The 260-nt window shown below is 57.7% G+C and carries 1 pseudogene; it reads right to left on the bottom strand.

The features are described 5' to 3' along the window. A pseudogene (locus IB248_RS31215) lies at positions 1 to 178 on the bottom strand (helix-turn-helix domain-containing protein); the annotation flags it as partial. Positions 179 to 260 lie beyond the last annotated feature (82 nt).

The following is a 260-nucleotide window of genomic DNA, read 5'->3' as shown; positions in this document are numbered from 1 at the left end:
CCTTGTGACGGATCGACCCCGCGCCGTCCGTGCACATCCGTTGCAGAAGCCGACGGACCTGGCGGGTGCTCAGATCAAGCACATGCGCCGCCGACACCATGGTCATCCGGCCGGCGATCACCTTCGACAAAACCTCGATCCGCTGCAGATCACGCTCGCTCATCGCAATCAATCCCATCTGCAATCTCCGCCGTCATCAAAACCGGGGAGAGAGTGACATTTCTACTTTGCAGAAACAGGACATTCTAACTTTGCGGCTA

The sequence above is a fragment of the Rhizobium sp. RHZ01 genome, from assembly GCF_014851595.1.
In the GTDB taxonomy this organism is placed as follows: domain Bacteria; phylum Pseudomonadota; class Alphaproteobacteria; order Rhizobiales; family Rhizobiaceae; genus Rhizobium; species Rhizobium altiplani.
This window is presented reverse-complemented; position numbering and strand designations above follow the sequence as displayed.